Here is a 17,408-nt window from a genome sequence, read left to right as displayed (position 1 = left end):
GTCGACCTGCGCGGTGAATCCTATGGCCTCCTGATCGACCAGATCGGCGAAGTGCTGCGGCTCGCCGAGGACGGCATGGAAGAAAACCCCGTCAATCTCGACCCCCGCATGGCCAAGCTCGCCGGCGGTGTCCACCGTCTCGACGGCCAGCTCATGGTCGTCCTCGACGTCGATCGCGTCCTCGAGCTCAAGACCGAAGTGCAAATGGCTGCGTGAGCCCCAAAAACATCGAAGCCGGAGAACCAAAATGAAGACGTGTTTGGTGGTCGATGATTCCAGCGTCGTGCGCAAGATCGCACGCCGGATCCTGGAAGGCCTGGAATTCGAAGTCACGGAAGCCGAGGACGGCTCCAAGGCGCTTGAAGTCTGTCAGCGCAAGCTGCCCGACGCTGTGCTGCTGGACTGGAACATGCCGGTGATGGACGGCTTCGAGTTCATGGGCCACATGCGCCGACTGCCCGGCGGCGACCAGCCCAAGGTCGTGTTCTGCACCACCGAAAACAACGTGGCTCATATCGCTCAGGCGCTCAGCGGCGGCGCCAACGAGTACATCATGAAGCCCTTCGACAAAGACATCATCGCCGACAAATTCGCTGAAGTCGGCTTGATCCCGGTCGGACAAGCCATGGTCTGAGTTATCTGGCGGAGTGTTCCGGCCAGAGTGTTCCCAGTACAGCTTCCGAGAGGCCTATCAGTGACCCCGACCGAGTATGAGTATCTGCGTAAGTTCCTGAGGGATCATTCCGGGCTCGATCTGTCCGCAGACAAGCAATATCTGATTGAAAGCCGGCTGTTGCCGCTGGCGCGCAAGGCCGGGATCTCCGGCATCGGCGAGCTCGTGCAGAAGCTGCAAGGCGCTGGCTCGGGCGCGCTCGTCACCAGCGTGGTCGAGGCGATGACCACCAACGAGACCTTCTTCTTTCGCGACAAGGTCCCGTTCGATCATTTCCGCGACACCATCATGCCGGAGATCATCAAGGCGCGCGCCGGCCGCCGCAGCGTGCGCATCTGGTGCGCCGCCGGCTCGACCGGGCAGGAGCCCTATTCGCTGGCGATGAGCCTGAAGGAGATGGGGGCGGCCCTGACCGGCTGGCGCCTCGAGATCATCGCGACCGACCTGTCGCAGGAGGTGCTCGAGAAGGCCAAGGCCGGCATCTACAGCCAGTTCGAAGTGCAGCGTGGCTTGCCGATCCAGATGCTGATGAAATATTTCAAGCAGACCGGCGAGACCTGGCAGATCAATCCCGAGCTGCGGGCGATGATCCAGCACCGGCAGCTCAATCTGCTGCACGATTTCGCTCAGCTCGGCACCTTCGACGTCATCTTCTGCCGCAACGTGCTGATCTATTTCGACCAGGACACCAAGATCAATATCTTCAACCGCCTGGCTCGCCAGATCGAGGGAGACGGCTTCCTGGTGCTGGGCGCGGCCGAAACAGTGGTCGGACTGACCGACACGTTCAAGCCGATTCCGGAGAAGCGCGGTCTCTACAAGCCGAACGACTCGCGTGCCGCGGCCGCCAAGCCGGCTCTTGCCGGCGCCGCGCCGCGCGTAGCGGTCATGGCAGGACGATAGGCATGGCCGAGGATGGCAAGGGCGCGGAACGCGTGACGTTCAGTCGCGGCTATGATGTCTGCATCATGGCCATCGACGGCACTTGGCGCCGCGACTGCAAGCTCAACGCGATCTCCGACACCGACGCCGTCCTGACGGTGGAAGGCTCGATTCAGGGCCTGAACCTGAAAGAGTTCTTCCTGCTGCTGTCGTCCACCGGCCTTGCCTACCGCCGCTGCGAACTGGTGCGCGTCAACGGCGTCGAAATGGACATCCAATTCCTGCGTGGCAAGAACCGGAAGAAGCGGGCCGCCGGTGGCCGTGACGAAGCGGCGTGATCTTCACCTGGTCTCGTCGCCGTTTGCCGCGAGGTTGGTTCACATTTGCTGAAACAACCGACTGAATTTGCCGTCGCGGCTTTACGTCGCCTAAGCGCGAACCGTGTATCCATTGCCGGTCTCAATCTCAGGATACCGCAATGCCCAGAAGCTCTTTCTCACCTCTCCCGTCAAACCTCCCTGACGGCGCCGAGCGGCGTGCACTTCAGCTTCTGGTGGTCGATGACGACGCCACGCAGCGCAGCCTGATCACGGTCGCGGCCAAGCAGGCCGGCCACGAAGTCAGCGTGGCGCCGTCCGTGGCCGAAGCGATCGAAAAGCTCCGCACCGCGCGCTTCGACTGCGTGACACTCGATCTCGTGCTGGAGGATGGCGACGGCATCGACGTGCTGGGCGAGATGGCGAAGGCGAAATTTGGCGGCGCCGTGATCGTCATCAGCGGCATGGACGGCAAGCGCCGCAGCGCCGCCCGCAGCTTCGCCCGTTCCGTCGGGATCGAGCTCCAGAGCCTGCCCAAGCCGCTGGATCTCGCCGCGTTGCGCATCAGCCTCGCCAACCTTGGCAAGACCGCGATGGGCCTGCCGGCGATCCACACCTGGGGTGGTGTCGCCACCGACGCGATCGTGGAGCGGCACCGCGCCTGAGCCGCGTGCTTGCCATGCAGTGAAATGCGGTCGTCGCGCCGCAGCAACCGCGATCTATACCGTGCTGCCGGTTTCCGACAGGCAGTTAACGGCATGGCCAAGGCCGGCCCGGCAGGCGTCGAGAGCGGCGATCGCCGTGGATACCGCGGTGTGACATCGTCGAGCACGAAGACGTCGGCGGAACCTTCCGGATCGCTCCCGTGTTCTTGATCCATGGCTGTGGCGGTCCGGCGCATGCTGGTCTCGATTTGCGAGATCAGCATGCGAAGGTCAGCCGCAATCAGCTCACGGCTCTCGACCTCGGGCATTGCCACGAGAGGCGGCATAGCGGCCAAATTAGCATGGATATTCTCCGTCCCCTGCAATTAGGCGCCTCGCCGCTACTTGTGCGTTAAGTCCATGTCCCGTACAAATACGGTGGGCCGAATCCGCGCCGAACGCCATAACGGTTGGGGCGGACGCGAGTCCTTCATGCCAACCGGATGTGTGGCACATGGCCGAACAAAGCTCTCGCGGTGAAATCTTCGTGGTCGACGACGACGCTGCCGTTCGCGACACCTTGTCGATGGTGTTGAAGGCGGCTGGCTATGAGGTGATCTGTTTTGCGGACGGCGCAGCATTGCTCTCCGTCGCGCGAAGCCGCACACCTGCAGCGGTCCTGCTCGACGTGCACATTCCCGGCAAGTCGGGCCTCGATATTCTCAATGAGCTGCACGGGGAAGACTATCCGGCACCGATCTTCATGATCTCCGGACAGGGCGATATCGCGATGGCGGTGGGAGCCATCAAGAGCGGCGCGCTCGACTTCATCGAGAAGCCGTTCCGCGGCAGCGAGATCGTCGGCCGGCTCGACGAGGCGATCGGTGCTTATGCACGCAGGCAGTCAGAGAACGCGGCGCCGAAGTTCGGCTCGCTGCATTTCCCCGGGCGCGAGCCGTTGACGCGCAGGGAGCGGGAGGTGCTCGAGCAGTTTGCCGCCGGCGCCTCCAACAAGGAGGCCGGCCGCACGCTCGGCATCAGCCCGCGCACCATCGAGGACCATCGCGCCAACATCATGAAGAAGCTCGGTGCGCGCAATGCCGCCGATCTGATCCGCATCGTGATGACCGCGGCCCAGCGCGCGTCGTAAATTCCGTAGGTGACATTTCGTAGCCCGGATGAGCGAAGCGACATCCGGGACTTGGCTCGGAGTGTTTCCGGGTATCGCTTCGCTCAGCCGGGCTACGGGCTCTCACCCGGCCCGACGCGCTATCAACTGCTCAACGCCTTGCGGATGGCCCGCGCCAGATCCGATTTGCGATAGGGCTTCGCCAGCAGCAGAACGCCCGAATCCAGCCGGCCGTGATGGATGATCGCGTTCTCGGTATACCCGGACGTGTAGAGCACCCTGAGATCGGGGCGCGTTCTCTGCAGTTCGTCGGCGAGCTGCCGTCCGTTCATCTTGCCGGGCATGATGACGTCGGTGAACAGGAGGTCGAACGGCTTTTTGGCGGCGACGATTGCGAGCGCCTCCGCGGCGTTCGCAGCCTGCAAGGTGACATAGCCGAGCGAATGCAGCTGCGCCAGCACGTAGTCACGCACCAGCCGGTCGTCCTCGACCACCAGGATCGTCTCGTGTCCGCCTTCGATGGTCGCCGGCGTCACGCTGTCGGCGACCAACGTCGGCGTCTTGCCGGGCGGCAGATACATCTTGATCGTGGTGCCGTGGTCTTCCTCGCTGTAGATCTTGATGTGGCCCGCGGACTGCTTGATGAAGCCGTAGACCATCGAAAGCCCGAGTCCGGTGCCCTTGCCGGGTCCCTTCGAGGTGAAGAAGGGGTCGAACACCCTGGCCAGCATGTTGGCGGGAATTCCGCTGCCGGTGTCGCTCACGGCGATCATCACGTAGTGGCCCGGCGGGACGTCGTTGACGCTGGCATAGACCTCGTCGAGATAGGCCGCCCCCGTCTCCACGATCAGCTTGCCGCCGCCTGGCATGGCATCGCGGGCATTGAGCGCGAGGTTGAGGATTGCGGTGGTGAGCTGGCTGGGATCGACGATCGCGACGCAGTTCTCGTCCTCGAACACCGATTCGATATGGATCTGCTCGCCCAGCGTCGGCCGCAACAGTTTCGCGGTGTCGATGATCAACGCGTTGACGTCGATTTCGCGCGGCTGAAGCGGCTGCTTGCGCGCAAACGCCAGCAGGTGCTGCGTCAGCTCGGCGCCACGCCCGGCGGCCTCGTCGATCATCTTCGTGATCGCGGCGAGCTCCGGCTCCTTGGCCACCGCGTCGGCCAGGATCTCGATCGTGCCGGTGATGACGGTGAGGATGTTGTTGAAGTCGTGCGCCACGCCGCCGGTGAGCTGGCCGACCGCCTCCATCTTCTCGGCCTGGCGGATGCGCTCGTCAGCCGCGATCTTGTCGGTCAGGTCGCGGTAGAACGAATTGAAAAGAACGCCTTCGCGTCGCCGGAGCGCCGTGACACTGAGCTCGGCCCTGAATTCCTTGCCGTCGCGCCGCCGCACCAAAAGTTCGCGCCGTGGATTGGCCAGCGATTGTTGCTCGGATTCGAGAAAGAGCTTCAGTCTGGCCCTGACGCTTTCGCGCTCACTGGGGGCGACGAAAAGCTCAATCGCATTCTCGCCGATCGCCTCCTCACGCGTCCATCCGAAGAGCTTCTCGGCCTGCGAGTTCCAACTCAGGATGGCGCCGGTGTGGTCTGTCTGGGTGAAAGCATCGAGCGAGGTCTCGACGATGTTGCGCGCAAGCTGTTCGCTCTCCCGCAAGGACTCCTGTGCAAGCCTCGCCTCCGTCATGTCGCGCCCGACAAAGAAGTAGCGCTGGGCCTGGTCGGACCAGCTGCCGAGCCAAGACAGCCAGACCTCGCGACCGTCCTTGTGGAAGCAGCGGGTGTCGGCGAGCTTCAGCCGCTCGCCGCGCCTGAGCGCGCGCATCTCGTCGCGCGACTGGTCGAGATGGCCGGGATGAATGAAATCGGCGCCGCTGCGGCCGATCATCTGCTCCGGCCGGTAGCCGATAATGGCCTCGCTGCTCGGACTGATCTGCGCGATGTGCCCGCGCGCGTCCATCACCATGATCAGATCCTGCGAGGTCTCGAAGATCTGACGCCGTTCCTCGAGCTGCTGCTGCAGCGCCCGCTCGGCACGCCGCGCCTCGGTGAGGCTGCGCGCGGTGCCGGAGGCGCCCACGATCTCGCCTGACGGGCCCCTGATCGGCGACAGGCTGAGTGAGATTTCGACCGGCGTGCCTTCCTTGCGCAGGCGCACGGTCTCGAAGCGTTCGATCGGTTCTCCTCCGGCGATCCGCCGCAAATAGTCCTTGCCTTGCTCGCGTCGGTCGGGTGGGACGATGATCGAGGTGGATTGCCCGATCGCCTCATTCGCCGAATAGCCGTAGAGACGCTCAGCGGCGGCATTCCAGCCGGTGATGATGGCGTCGAGCGATTGCATCACGATCGCGTCGTCGGAGGATTCGACGGCGGCGCTGAACAAGCGCTCGCGCGCTTCATGATGGCTTCGCGCGGCCTCGGTGCGGCGATGCTCCTCGATCTCGCGTTCGAGAGCGGCCGTCTTCGCTCTCGTTTCTTCGACCATTTGCGCAAAGGCCCGCGCCAGCACGCCTGTCTCTCCGCTTGCATCGACGGGAATATCGGCGCGCCGCCCGCTGCCGATCGCCTCCACCGCCGCGGTCAAACGCCCGATCGGCCGCGTTAATGAGCGCGCCAGCAGCACCGCAAGCAAAGCTGCGGCAAGGACAGCAAGCAGGCCGACCAGCGAGGAGGTTTTTTGAATGGCCGCCGGAACGCGGCTGAACACGGATGCGGGGGCCGTCTCGATGATAGCCAACCACTCCTTGCCAGCCAGCAGCGCCGGTGCGATCGCCGCTCCACTCGGCCGGCCAGACCGGTCGCTCGTGAGCTGCGTGGATCCTTGCGGCTGGCCGGCCCGGGCTGCAAAGAAAGGAAAGTCCCGGCGCCAATCGTTGGCGTTGCCAAGCAATGCACCGAATTCCCGCGCGCGATCGGGGTGGACAAGATAGTCGCCACGCGAATTCACGACATAGATTTCTCCTCCTGCGCTCGCGGTTGAACGAACGCGGTCGAGCGCGGGACGCATGTCGATGTTGGCGATGATGATGCCGAACGGCTTGCTATCAGGCGTGAACAGCGGCGTCGCGACGCGCAACGTCGGAATGTGAGGATCCGTGGTTCCTCCCTGCCGGGTGGCGAGATCGATGGGCGAAACATAGATGTCGCCCGGCGCCAGTCGAATCGTCTCCTGGAAGTAGGTTCGTTCGCTCTTGCGTTCGAGTTCGCCGTTGGGAACAATCCGTGCTGCTCCGTTCTGGCCGGCGCGATCGACGCGGACCAGTTCGCGTTGATCGTCGTCAAGGCCGATGATTCGAAATTGCCCGTAGCTTGGTTTCGCGTCGATCTCGGCTGCGAACCGCGCTGCGATGCGCTCGCGCCAGGTTTGCTCCGAAACGCCGTCGACTGCGTCGATGCCCCCACCGACATGGGCGCGGATCAGGCCATTGATGGCAGCGGCGGAGCGATAACCGAGCAGATCGCCACGGGCGCCGGCAACGTAGGATTCAAGATGGGTGGCCAGCAGGCTCGACTGGGCTTCAATCCGTTCCAGGACACGCGGAATGACGGCCTGGGTGATGTTGCGATAGCCGAGCCAGCCGACTGCGGCCACGGTGACCGCCACCAGCAGGATCATCGCGATGGCGAGCCGCGTAGCGAGGGTCATGGGGAAATTTGCACCGCTTCCTGAATGGCCGTGCCCGGGCTCCGTTGGAATAGAATGAAGGTTCTTGTCATCGGCGGCCGGTGCTGACATCCGGATTCCTCACCGATACCGTCCGCGCCGCGTCCAGGCAGCCAGCGACCGCGGCGAGCAGCGCGTCGGCCCGGAACGGCTTCTGCAGGCTCGCGACCGCGCCGAGCTTGGTCGCCATCTTGAGGAAGTCTGGCTCCGCATCGGCGTCCGGCGTGAACGAACGGCCGGAAATGACGACGATCGGAATCGCCGGCTGCAGCGCCCGGATGTGGCGCATCGTCTCCAGGCCGTCCATGCCGGGCATGAAGATGTCGAGAAACAGCAGGTCGAACTGGCTGGCTTCGAACAGCGCAAGTCCCTTGCGGCCGTCTCCGGCGACGGTGATGTGGTGACCGGCCCTCTCCAGGAGCAGCCGAATCGTCATCTGCACGGCCGGGTCGTCATCCACGATCAGGATGTTGGCCACGTCTGGTATCCTCCGGGTCGGATGGGGTTTCCCAGCGACCGCAAATCAAACCATCAACTCTGAAATTGTTGCGCGGATTGCATCCGGCCTGCAAGCACTTCGCCATCGATCCGACGATTGCTCGCGAAAGGCGAATCGGTTGCGTCAACTTATGCACGGTGACGTGCACAACTGCTCGCGACGATCGCGCGCCATAGGCTTAGTCGGTCAAATATTCCGGATAGTGGCTCCGGATCGTATCGAGCTCGCTCAGCGTGCCCGACAGGTGCTTGCGCAGATGCTGTTGCGCAGCATCGGCGTCGCCGGCCTCGATCGCGCGCGTGATCAGCTTGTGGTGGCGGACGATGTTCTGGGCCTTGCCGGGTGAGGGCAGATGCAGCCGGCGCAGCCGGTCGATATGTCCGCTGCGGCTGCGCACCAGCGTCCAGAGTTCCTGCTTGCCAGCCGCGGCATAAAGCTGCGCGTGAAAATCATTGTCGCCGGCGATGAAGCTCTCGAAGTCTCCCGCCTTGGCGAATTGCTGCTGGAGCGCGATCGTATGGTCGAGGCGTATGACCAGAGCGTCGTCATGTTGCTCCGCGAGCAGCCGGACGATTTCGAGTTCCAGTGCCTGACGCAGGAAATGGGCCTGCTCGGCTCGACCGACGTCGACCCGGCTGACGACGGTCGCGTGCTGCGGAAACACGTCGACCAGACTTTCTTCCTCCAGCCGCATCAAGGCGTCGCGGATCGGCGTCGAGCTGACGCCGAATTGTGCGGCGAGATCCGTGCGCGACAGCGGCGAGCCGGGCGGCAATTCGAGCGCGAGAATGGCGTTGCGCAGGCGCTCGAACACTTGCGGTGCGGCCTGCCGGGCCCGGTCGAGCCGCGCGCCGGGGCGGACGGCCGCGCGGGATGCGGGTTGGGCTGTTTCCATGCGAAGGGCTCCGGCCGGCCTTGCCTTTGAGGCACTAATGCATTAGTGCATCAGCAAGATCGCTCGTCAATGGCGGCCGGAGGAAACGAACAACAATGATCAAGCAATTGCAGTGTGGCCTCACGGCCGTCGCCCTGATCGCCGCCACGGCGCTGACGGTTTCGTCCGCGTCAGCGCAGCAAAAATCCGAGATCTCGCTGTCGCGCCAGCCCGGCATTTTCTACATGCCGAGCCACATCATGGAAAAGCAGAAGCTGATCGAGAAGCACGCAGCTCAGCTCGGGGTGGCCGGTGTCACCACCAAATGGGTCACCTTCTCCGGCGGCGGCGCGCAGACCGATGCGCTGCTCGCGGGCGGCGTCGATATTCTCAACACCGGCACCGGCAATCTCTTGCTGCTGTGGGATCGCACGCGCGGCGGTGTCAAGGGCATCGTCGCGACCTCGGCGCAGCCGATGACGCTGATCAGCCGCGACGCCAACATCAAGTCGATCAAGGATTTCGGCCCCAGCGACAAGATCGCCGTGCCGACGGTGAAAGTCTCGACCCAGGCGATCGTGCTCCAGATCGCCGCCGCCGAGGCTTTTGGTGCCGACCAATGGTCGAAGCTGGACGTCAACACGGTGCAGCTCGGCCACCCCGACGCCTATGCGGCACTGTCCAACGCCAAGCACGAGGTGCATACCCATTTTTCGATCCCGCCGTTCACCTTCCTCGAGCTGAAGAACGTGCCGGGCGCGCATGTCGTGCTGTCGTCGCCGGACGTAATGGGCGGCCCGCTCAGCCAGGCGCAGTTCTTCACCACCACGAAGTTCGCCGATGCCAACCCGAAAATCATCCAGGCCGTGCGTGATGCGACCAAGGAAGCGCAGGATCTGATCCGCAGCGACACCAGACAGGCGGTCGAGATCTACAAGGAGATCACCGGTGACAAGACCTCGGTGGAAGAGCTGCTCGACCTCCTGAAGGAGCCCGGCATGATGGAGTGGAATCTCGAGCCGCAGGGCACGATGAAATTCGCCGCGCATCTGTTCAAGACCGGTACGCTAAAGACTCAACCCAAGGCCTGGACCGATTACTATCTCCCCGTCGCCCACGATCTGAAGGGCAACTGATGGCGCTGCTCGACGTCAGCTCCGTGACGCTGCGTTACAAGACCTCCAGCGCCGTCGTCACCGCCACGGAAAGGGTGAGCTTCACCGTCGACAGGTCCGATCGCTTCGTGCTGCTCGGGCCGTCCGGCTGCGGCAAATCGACCCTGCTCAAGGCCGTCGGCGGCTACATGGCGCCGAGCGAAGGCCGCATGACCATCAACGACCGCGAGATTCACGGTCCCGGCGCCGATCGCATGATGATCTTCCAGGAGTTCGACCAGCTGCTGCCCTGGAAGAGCGTGCTGGCCAACGTGATGTTTCCGCTGCTGACCGCGCGAAAATTGTCGCGCAAGGACGCCGATGCGCGGGCGCGGGCCTATATCGAGAAGGTCGGCCTGACCCGCGTCGTCGATGCTTATCCGCACACGCTCTCCGGCGGCATGAAGCAGCGCGTCGCGATCGCGCGCGGCATGGCGATGGAGCCCGACATCCTGCTGATGGACGAGCCGTTCGCCGCGCTCGACGCGCTGACGCGGCGAACCTGCCAGGACGAGCTACTCCAGCTCTGGAGCGAGACCAAATTCACCGTGCTGTTCGTAACCCACTCGATTGCGGAAGCGATCCGCATCGGCAACCGCATCCTGCTGCTGTCGCCGCATCCCGGCCGCGTCAAGGCCGAGGTGGTCGACGTCGACAAGGTCTCCAATGACGATGGCAGTGCCGGCCGGCTCGAGAAGGAGATTCACGATCTCCTGTTCGCCTCCGAAGCCACGGCGCATTGAGGGAGCCTCTCATGGGCGAAGCCAGAATCCTGCTGCGTGAGGCGCCGGTCGCCGGCAGCGCAGCCGAAGTCGAGCGCAAGCTGAGCGTGCCCGAGCTGTTGTGGAACGATGGTTTTGTCCGCAAGACCGTCATCATCCTGTTTCTCGCGGCGGTCTGGGAGGCCTACGGCCTCACGCTCGACAATCCCCTGCTGTTTCCGACGCTGCACGACACCGTCATCACGATGTTCGAGCGTGTGAAGGACGGCACCATCCCGATGCGCGCCTGGGCCTCGCTGAAGGTCCTTTTCATGGGCTATTCGGCCGGCATCGCGCTCGCCGCGATCTTCACCGTGCTCGCGATCTCGACCCGCATCGGCACCGATTTCCTCGAGACTGTCACGGCGATGTTCAATCCGCTGCCGGCGATCGCGCTGTTGCCGCTCGCTTTGATCTGGTTCGGTCTCGGCAATGGCAGTCTGGTGTTTGTGCTGATCCATTCGGTGCTGTGGCCGGTCGCACTCAACACCCATTCCGGCTTCAAGAGCGTGTCCAACACGCTGCGCATGGTCGGTCGCAATTACGGCCTGCGCGGATTGCCTTACGTCGCGAAAATCCTCATCCCCGCGGCGTTCGGCTCGATCCTGACCGGCCTCAAGATCGGTTGGGCCTTTGCCTGGCGCACGCTGATCGCGGCCGAGCTGGTGTTCGGCGTGTCCTCGGGGCAGGGCGGGCTCGGCTGGTTCATCTTCGAAAACCGCAACCTCCTCGACATACCTGCGGTCTTCGCCGGCCTCTTGACGGTGATCATCATCGGGCTTTTTGTCGAGAACCTGATCTTCCGCGCCATCGAGCGGAACACCGTGCAGAAATGGGGCACCCAATCATGACCAAGAAGAAACTAACGCCCGACCAGCTCCGCAGCGCGCGCTGGTTCGCACCCGACGATCTCCGCTCATTCGGTCACCGCTCCCGCACCATGCAGATGGGCTACGCGCCGGAGGAGTGGAAGGACCGCCCGATGATCGCGATCCTCAACACCTGGTCGGACGCGCAGCCCTGCCACATGCACTTCAAGTCGCGCGTCGACGACGTCAAGCGCGGCATCCTGATGGCCGGCGGCCTGCCGCTGGAGCTGCCGGCGCTGTCGCTGTCGGAATCGCTGCTCAAGCCGACCACGATGCTCTATCGCAATCTGCTGGCGATGGACGCCGAGGAGCTGCTGCGCAGCCATCCCGTCGACGGCGTGGTGCTGATGGGCGGCTGCGACAAGACCACGCCGGCGCTGCTGCTGGGCGCCACTTCGATGAACATTCCGGCGATCTATCTGCCGGCAGGTCCGATGCTGCGCGGCAATTGGAAGGGCAAGACGCTCGGCTCGGGCTCGGACGGCTGGAAATACTGGGACGAGCGCCGCGCCGGCAAGATCTCCGACAAGGACTGGCTCGACATCGAAGCCGGCATTGCCCGCAGCTATGGCACCTGCATGACCATGGGCACGGCTTCCACCATGACGGCGATTGCCGAGGCGATCGGCATGACGCTGCCGGGCGCCTCCTCGATTCCTGCCGCCGACGCCAACCATATCCGCATGGCCTCCGAATGCGGTCGCCGCATCGTCGAGATGGTCTGGGAAGATCTGACGCCGAAGACGATCCAGACCCGCAGGGCGTTCGAGAACGCGATCGCAGTGGCGATGGCGATGGGCTGTTCGACCAATGCGATCATCCATCTGATCGCGCAGGCTCGCCGCGCCGGTCTCGACATTGGCCTCGACGATTTCGAGATTGCGAGCCGCAAGGTGCCCGTCATCGCCAATGTGCGGCCGAGCGGCGATGCCTATCTGATGGAGGACTTCTTTTATGCCGGCGGCTTGCCGGCATTGATGGGCCAGATCAAGCCGCATCTGCATCTCGACTGCATCACCGTCACCGGTAAGACTGTCGGCGAGAACATCGATGGCGCCGAGGTTCACAACGACGATGTGATCCGCTCGATCGACAATCCCATCTACAAGGAAGGTGCACTCGCCGTGCTCAAGGGCAATCTCGCGCCCGACGGCTGCGTCATCAAGCCGAGCGCCTGCGCGCCGCGCTTCCTCAAGCACACCGGGCCTGCGCTGGTGTTCGACGATTATCCGTCGATGAAAAAGGCGGTCGATGATCCCGATCTCGACGTCACCGAAGACCACATTCTCATCTTGCGCAATGCGGGGCCGCAGGGCGGACCGGGCATGCCGGAATGGGGCATGCTCCCGATCCCGACCAAGCTCGTGAAGCAGGGCGTGCGCGACATGGTGCGGATCTCCGATGCGCGCATGAGCGGCACCAGCTACGGCGCCTGCATTCTGCACGTCGCCCCCGAATCCTATGTCGGCGGGCCGCTGGCGCTGGTGCGGAACGGCGACCGCATCACGCTCGATGTCGCTGCGCGCACCATCAATCTCGATGTGCCGAAGGCCGAGCTCGAAAAGCGCCGCGCCGCCTGGAAGCAGCCCGAACGCCGCTTCGAGCGCGGCTATGGCTGGATGTTCACCACGCACATCAAGCAGGCCAATGACGGCTGCGACTTCGACTTCCTCGAGACCGATTTCGGCGCGCCGATCGGCGAGCCCTCGATTTACTAGAGAGCGTGACATGACCAAACTTAGCGAAGCCACCCGCAACAAGCTCAAATCCGTCTCCACCGCCACCGTCGCCACTGCGTTGTTCAAGCGCGGCCTGCGCATCCAGATGATCCAGGATGTGCACCCGCTCAGTGCCGACCAGCCGACCATGGTCGGTGAAGCCTTCACGCTGCGCTATATGCCGGCCCGCGAGGATCTCAACACCATCGAGGTCTTCAAGGACCGCTCCCATCCGCAACGCAAGGCGGTCGAGGATTGCCCGCCGGGTCACGTGCTGGTGATGGACAGCCGCAAGGATGCACGGGCCGCTTCCGCCGGTGCGATCCTGGTCACCCGCTTGATGAAGCGCGGTGTCGCCGGTGTCGTCACCGACGGCGGTTTTCGCGACTCGGCCGAGATCGCCAAGCTGGGCATCCCCGCCTACCACCACCGCCCGAGCGCGCCGACCAATCTGACGCTGCATCACGCCATCGAGATCAACGTTCCCATTGGCTGCGGTGACGCGCCGGTGTTTCCCGGCGACGTCATTCTCGGCGACAGCGACGGCGTGATCGTGATCCCCGCGCATCTCACTGAAGAGATCGCCAACGAGACCTTCGAGATGACCGCGTTCGAGGACTTCGTCACCGAGGAAGTCAACAAGGGCCGCGGCATTTTCGGTCTCTATCCGGCGACGGACCCGCAGACGCTGACCGACTTCGCCGCATGGCGGAAGGCGAACGGAAGGTAAGGGCCGCGCGCCGGCACCAGATCTTTTCAAGAAACAGGCCGGCCGCAGCAAGCGCCGGCCTTAAATCACCCGGGAGGATTCCATGAATTTCACACGACGCAATCTCTTGGCTGGCGCTGGCGCGGCGGCGGCTTCCACGTGTCTCGCCCGCGCCGCCGGTGCCCAGTCGTTTCCGTTCACGCCGAACCAGCGCTATCCCGATCCCGCCATCCAGATCCTCGATCCGAGCTTCGGAAAATACCGGCTCTATTCCTCGACGGTCGAGCAGGTCGCGTCAGGCATGCGCTGGGCCGAAGGCCCCGCCTATTTTCCCGAGGGCGGCTATCTGCTGTTCTCGGACATTCCCAACAACCGGATCATGAAGTTCGACGAGAAGACCGGGCAGACCAGCGTGTTCCGCGCGAATGCGAACTACGCCAACGGCAATGCGCGCGACCGCCAGGGCCGCCTCGTCACCTGCGAGCACTCGGTGACCCGCCGTATCACCCGCACCGAGAAGGACGGCAAGATCACCGTGCTGGCCGACAAGTTCGAGGGCAAGCGGCTGAATTCGCCGAACGACATCGTGGTGAAATCCGACGACAGCATCTGGTTCACCGATCCCCTGTTCGGCATCAACGGCGAGTGGGAGGGCAAGAAGGAGAAGGCCGAGCAGGCCACCACCAACGTCTACCGCATCGCCAAGGACGGCAAGATCAGCGCTGTGCTCACCGACCTCGTCAATCCAAACGGCCTCGCCTTCTCGCCGGACGAGAAGAAGCTCTACGTCGTCGAGTGGAAAGGTACGCCCAACCGCAGCATCTGGAGCTACAATGTCGGTGACGACGGTTCGCTCAGCGGCAAGACCAAGCTGATCGACGCCGCCGACCAGGCCTCGCTCGACGGCTTTCGCGTCGACCGCGACGGCAATCTCTGGTGCGGCTGGGGCTCCAACGGTGCGCTGCAATCCGAGCCGACCGAAATCGCCGGCCGCAAGGTGTTTCAGCTCAAGGGCAAGTCGGAGGATCTCGATGGCGTGATGGTGTTCAACGCGGACGCCAAGCCGCTAGCCTTTATCAAGCTGCCCGAACGCTGCGCCAATCTCTGCTTCGGCGGACCGAAGAACAATCGCTTGTATATGGCCAGCAGCCACTCGGTGTATGCGCTGTATGTGGAAGCGCACGGGGCGGTATAGGTTTTGTGGGGCGATAGTTGGCGCCTCAATTTCGATGTCGTCCCGGCGAAGGCCGGGACCCATAACCACAGGGCGGAGTTTCGCGAAGATTCGTAATTAAGAGATTCCACGGTACGAATGCCGTGCTTCATCGATCAATCACGCGGTATGGGTCCCGGCCTTCGCCGGGACGACGCTGGGCCTACACCCCGGCCTCCGCCATCCCCGCCGCCCACAGCGCGAACGCATAGACGATCGCGACTTCATCGAGCCGATTGAAGCGTCCCGAGGCGCCGCCATGGCCGGCGCCCATGTTGGTGCGGAGCAGGACCGGGCCGCCGCCGTTCATGGTCGCGCGCAGGCGCGCGATCCATTTGGCGGGCTCCCAATAGGTGACACGCGGATCGGTCAACCCGCCCATCGCCAGGATCGCCGGATAGTCTTTCGCCGCGACATTGTCGTAGGGCGAATAGGACAGGATGGTGCGGAAATCCTTCTCGCTCTCGATCGGGTTGCCCCATTCCGGCCATTCCGGCGGCGTCAGCGGCAGCGTGTCGTCGAGCATGGTGTTGAGCACATCGACGAACGGCACTTCGGCGACGATGCCGGCGAACAATTCGCCGGCGCGGTTCGCCACCGCGCCCATCAGCATGCCGCCGGCCGAGCCGCCGTGGCCGATGATGCGCTTTGCGCTGGTGTACTTCGTATCGATCAGTGCGCGGGCGCTGGCAGAGAAGTCGTCGAACGAATTCGTCTTCTTCTCGCGCTTGCCGTCGAGGTACCAGCCCCAGCCCTTATCGGCGCCGCCGCGGATATGGGCGATGGCATAGACGAAGCCGCGATCGACCAGCGACAGCCGGTTGGCGCTGAACGAGGCCGGCATCGCCATGCCGTAGGAGCCGTAGCCGTAGAGCAGCAGCGGCGCCGCGCCGTCGAGCGTGAGCCCGCGGCGATGGAGGATCGAGACCGGCACCTCGGCGCCGTCCTGCGCCTTCGCCATGATGCGCGTCGTAACGTAGTCGGCCGCATCGTGGCCGGACGGAATCTCCTGCCGCTTGCGCAGGGTGCGCGTGCGCTTGACCATGTCGTAATCGTAGACTTCCGACGGCGTCGTCATCGACGAATAGGCGAAACGCAAATTCGTCGTCTCGAACTCGTAGGAGCCCATCGTGTCGAGCGAATAGGCCGCCTCGTCGAACGCGATGGCGTGCTCGTCCTTGGTCGCGAGGTCGCGGATCACGATCGACGGCAACGCATTGGCGCGCTCCAGCCGCACCATGTGGCCGGCATAGAGATCGAGGTCGATGATGTAGATGCCGGGACGATACGGGATCAGATCGCGCCAGTTCTTGCGCTCGGGTGATGCGAGCGGCGCGGTGACGATCTTGAAGTCGATGGCGTCGTCGGCGTTGGTGAGGATGAAGAGTTCGTCGCCCCGGTCGGCGAGCGAGTATTGCACGCCTTCCTCGCGAGCCGCGACGAGGCGCGGCGGTGCGTCGGGATGGGCGAGGTCGATCAGCCGCTGCTCGGAGGTCTCGTGGTCGCCGCCCGCGATCACGCAGAAGCGGCCGCTGGTGCTCTCCTGCAGATGGGTGAACCAGCCTGAATCTTGCTCTTCGTAGACCAGCGTGTCGTCGGCCTGCCCAGTGCCGAGCTTGTGCCGCCACACCTGCATCGGGCGGTGATTGTCGTCGAGCTTCACGTAGAAGAACGACGTGGCGTCCTTGCTCCAGACCACGCCGCCGTCGGTCTCCTCGACGACGTCGTCGAAGTCCTTGCCGGTCGCCCAGTCGCGCACGCGGATGGAGAAATATTCCGAGCCCTTGGTGTCGGCGCTCCAGGCCTGCAGCCTGTGGTCGTTCGAGTGCCGGCTGCCGCCGAATTTGAAATAGGTGTGGTCCTTGGCGAGCGCATCGCCGTCGAGCACGATGTGGCCCTCGCCGCCATCGCGCGGCATGCGGCCGAACAGCTCGTGCTGGCCGCCTTCGCGGAACTTGCGGAAATAGGCGAAGGGACCATCCGGCGACGGCACGCTGGAATCGTCCTCCTTGATCCGCCCCCGCATCTCGCGCACCAGCGTCTTCTGGAGGGCTGCGGTATGGCCGAGCAGGCTCTCGGTGTAGCTATTTTCTGCGTCGAGATATTTGCGGATGTCGGGATCGAGCACCGCGGGGTCACGCAGCACCTCCTGCCATTTCTCGTCCTTCAGCCAGGCATAGTCGTCGGTCACGGTGACCCCGTGCCGCGTGAAGGAATGCGGCCGGCGCGGGGCGACGGGGGGCTGGGAAGGTGTTTTGGCCTGTGTCACTCGATCCTCACTCAGATGCGTGTTTCACC

Annotated in this window: 16 protein-coding genes and 1 pseudogene; 12 read left to right on the top strand and 5 right to left on the bottom strand. The window is 63.9% G+C overall.

The window, feature by feature from the left end; all coding sequences use genetic code 11:
- From N551_RS0119810 to N551_RS0119790, 5 genes are all read left to right on the top strand, one after another.
- A partial coding sequence (locus N551_RS0119810; RefSeq protein WP_027568378.1) for a chemotaxis protein CheW occupies positions 1–216 on the top strand: 216 nt, incomplete at its 5' end.
- 31 nt (positions 217–247) lie between these two features.
- Positions 248–634, top strand: a complete 387-nt coding sequence (locus N551_RS0119805) for a response regulator (RefSeq protein WP_027568377.1) — start codon at positions 248–250, stop codon at positions 632–634.
- A gap of 60 nt (positions 635–694) precedes the next feature.
- A complete protein-coding gene (locus tag N551_RS0119800; protein WP_027568376.1) occupies positions 695–1,576 on the top strand; it encodes a protein-glutamate O-methyltransferase CheR in 882 nt (293 codons plus the stop codon).
- 2 nt (positions 1,577–1,578) lie between these two features.
- The gene (locus tag N551_RS0119795; RefSeq protein WP_027568375.1) at positions 1,579–1,893 is read left to right on the top strand and encodes a hypothetical protein; all 315 of its coding nucleotides are present in this window, start codon (positions 1,579–1,581) and stop codon (positions 1,891–1,893) included.
- A gap of 140 nt (positions 1,894–2,033) precedes the next feature.
- A complete protein-coding gene (locus N551_RS0119790; protein WP_027568374.1) occupies positions 2,034–2,537 on the top strand; it encodes a response regulator in 504 nt (167 codons plus the stop codon).
- Between the two features lie 54 nt (positions 2,538–2,591).
- Here N551_RS0119790 and N551_RS39385 read toward each other — a convergent pair.
- Positions 2,592–2,845: pseudogene (locus tag N551_RS39385) on the bottom strand (hypothetical protein).
- Positions 2,846–3,030: 185 nt separating this feature from the next.
- Here N551_RS39385 and N551_RS0119785 point away from each other — a divergent pair.
- Positions 3,031–3,666 (top strand): response regulator transcription factor, encoded by a 636-nt coding sequence (locus N551_RS0119785; protein WP_007604420.1) that lies wholly within the window; start codon positions 3,031–3,033, stop codon positions 3,664–3,666.
- Positions 3,667–3,788: 122 nt separating this feature from the next.
- Here the strand turns inward: N551_RS0119785 and N551_RS0119780 are convergent, their stop codons facing one another.
- The 3 genes from N551_RS0119780 to N551_RS0119770 all read right to left on the bottom strand — a co-directional run bounded on the left by N551_RS0119780 (position 3,789) and on the right by N551_RS0119770 (position 8,707).
- Positions 3,789–7,385 (bottom strand): PAS domain S-box protein, encoded by a 3,597-nt coding sequence (locus tag N551_RS0119780; protein WP_027568373.1) that lies wholly within the window; start codon positions 7,383–7,385, stop codon positions 3,789–3,791.
- A complete protein-coding gene (locus tag N551_RS0119775) occupies positions 7,363–7,791 on the bottom strand; it encodes a response regulator (RefSeq protein WP_027568372.1) in 429 nt (142 codons plus the stop codon). Before N551_RS0119775 ends, N551_RS0119780 begins: the two co-directional genes overlap by 23 nt.
- Positions 7,792–7,990: 199 nt before the next feature.
- A complete protein-coding gene (locus tag N551_RS0119770) occupies positions 7,991–8,707 on the bottom strand; it encodes a GntR family transcriptional regulator (RefSeq protein WP_027568371.1) in 717 nt (238 codons plus the stop codon).
- A gap of 95 nt (positions 8,708–8,802) precedes the next feature.
- On the opposite strand from N551_RS0119770, the gene N551_RS0119765 reads away from it, so the two are divergent.
- The 6 genes from N551_RS0119765 to N551_RS0119740 all read left to right on the top strand — a co-directional run bounded on the left by N551_RS0119765 (position 8,803) and on the right by N551_RS0119740 (position 15,092).
- Positions 8,803–9,822, top strand: a complete 1,020-nt coding sequence (locus N551_RS0119765) for an ABC transporter substrate-binding protein (RefSeq protein WP_027568370.1) — start codon at positions 8,803–8,805, stop codon at positions 9,820–9,822.
- Positions 9,822–10,583 (top strand): ABC transporter ATP-binding protein, encoded by a 762-nt coding sequence (locus N551_RS0119760; protein WP_027568369.1) that lies wholly within the window; start codon positions 9,822–9,824, stop codon positions 10,581–10,583. Before N551_RS0119765 ends, N551_RS0119760 begins: the two co-directional genes overlap by 1 nt.
- A gap of 11 nt (positions 10,584–10,594) precedes the next feature.
- The gene (locus tag N551_RS0119755) at positions 10,595–11,452 is read left to right on the top strand and encodes an ABC transporter permease (protein ID WP_027568368.1); all 858 of its coding nucleotides are present in this window, start codon (positions 10,595–10,597) and stop codon (positions 11,450–11,452) included.
- Positions 11,449–13,188, top strand: coding sequence for an L-arabinonate dehydratase (araD, locus tag N551_RS0119750; RefSeq protein WP_027568367.1), 1,740 nt, complete (start codon positions 11,449–11,451; stop codon positions 13,186–13,188). The genes N551_RS0119755 and araD overlap by 4 nt, the downstream gene beginning before the upstream one ends.
- Before the next feature lie 10 nt (positions 13,189–13,198).
- Positions 13,199–13,918 carry a ribonuclease activity regulator RraA gene (locus N551_RS0119745; RefSeq protein ID WP_027568366.1) on the top strand — a complete coding sequence of 240 codons (720 nt, stop codon included), beginning with the start codon at positions 13,199–13,201 and terminating at the stop codon, positions 13,916–13,918.
- A gap of 82 nt (positions 13,919–14,000) precedes the next feature.
- Positions 14,001–15,092, top strand: a complete 1,092-nt coding sequence (locus N551_RS0119740; protein WP_027568365.1) for an SMP-30/gluconolactonase/LRE family protein — start codon at positions 14,001–14,003, stop codon at positions 15,090–15,092.
- A 181-nt stretch (positions 15,093–15,273) separates the two neighbouring features.
- On the opposite strand, the gene N551_RS0119735 is transcribed toward N551_RS0119740, so the two are convergent.
- Positions 15,274–17,379, bottom strand: coding sequence for a S9 family peptidase (locus tag N551_RS0119735; RefSeq protein ID WP_027568364.1), 2,106 nt, complete (start codon positions 17,377–17,379; stop codon positions 15,274–15,276).
- Between the last annotated feature and the right edge of the window lie 29 nt (positions 17,380–17,408).

Source organism: Bradyrhizobium sp. URHA0013 (assembly GCF_000518345.1).
Classification (GTDB): Bacteria; Pseudomonadota; Alphaproteobacteria; order Rhizobiales; family Xanthobacteraceae; genus Bradyrhizobium.
This window is presented reverse-complemented; position numbering and strand designations above follow the sequence as displayed.

Coding starts and splice junctions, on each gene's coding strand:
- N551_RS0119745 (WP_027568366.1), top strand. CDS start 13,199: ATGACCAAACTTAGCGAAGCCACCCGCAACAAGCTCAAATCCGTCTCC.
- N551_RS0119805 (WP_027568377.1), top strand. CDS start 248: ATGAAGACGTGTTTGGTGGTCGATGATTCCAGCGTCGTGCGCAAGATC.
- N551_RS0119780 (WP_027568373.1), bottom strand. CDS start 7,385: ATGTCAGCACCGGCCGCCGATGACAAGAACCTTCATTCTATTCCAACG.
- N551_RS0119740 (WP_027568365.1), top strand. CDS start 14,001: ATGAATTTCACACGACGCAATCTCTTGGCTGGCGCTGGCGCGGCGGCG.
- N551_RS0119755 (WP_027568368.1), top strand. CDS start 10,595: ATGGGCGAAGCCAGAATCCTGCTGCGTGAGGCGCCGGTCGCCGGCAGC.
- N551_RS0119770 (WP_027568371.1), bottom strand. CDS start 8,707: ATGGAAACAGCCCAACCCGCATCCCGCGCGGCCGTCCGCCCCGGCGCG.
- N551_RS0119765 (WP_027568370.1), top strand. CDS start 8,803: ATGATCAAGCAATTGCAGTGTGGCCTCACGGCCGTCGCCCTGATCGCC.
- N551_RS0119795 (WP_027568375.1), top strand. CDS start 1,579: ATGGCCGAGGATGGCAAGGGCGCGGAACGCGTGACGTTCAGTCGCGGC.
- N551_RS0119790 (WP_027568374.1), top strand. CDS start 2,034: ATGCCCAGAAGCTCTTTCTCACCTCTCCCGTCAAACCTCCCTGACGGC.
- araD (WP_027568367.1), top strand. CDS start 11,449: ATGACCAAGAAGAAACTAACGCCCGACCAGCTCCGCAGCGCGCGCTGG.
- N551_RS0119785 (WP_007604420.1), top strand. CDS start 3,031: ATGGCCGAACAAAGCTCTCGCGGTGAAATCTTCGTGGTCGACGACGAC.
- N551_RS0119760 (WP_027568369.1), top strand. CDS start 9,822: ATGGCGCTGCTCGACGTCAGCTCCGTGACGCTGCGTTACAAGACCTCC.